1 protein-coding gene is annotated in these 277 nt (G+C 61.4%); it reads left to right on the top strand.

The genetic code is table 11. The features are described from left to right. Positions 1-277 (top strand): hypothetical protein (locus tag RVY79_RS19365; protein ID WP_317466193.1); only part of this gene is annotated, 277 nt, incomplete at both ends.

Below are 277 nucleotides of genomic sequence, written 5' to 3'. Positions count from 1 at the left end.
ATCGCGAACTTCATCTACCTGCCCAACAGCCTCGCCAATACCAGCAAGAACCTGTACTGCGACACGTTCGGCCTGACCGTCGACCAGGTGCAAATGATCAACGACGCCGTGCCGAACCGCGACTACCTGTGGGTCACCCGGACCACGTCGCGCATGCTCCAGACGGACTTCAAGCCTGAGATGGTTGCCCGGCTGCGCTCCGACGGCAAGGCGCAAGCGGTTTTCGACAAGCACTACATGCAGGGCGATGGCTGGGAGGACCGCTACGTGCGTGAAC

The organism is Chromohalobacter sp. HP20-39 (assembly GCF_033052815.1).
In the GTDB taxonomy this organism is placed as follows: domain Bacteria; phylum Pseudomonadota; class Gammaproteobacteria; order Pseudomonadales; family Halomonadaceae; genus Chromohalobacter.
This window is presented reverse-complemented; position numbering and strand designations above follow the sequence as displayed.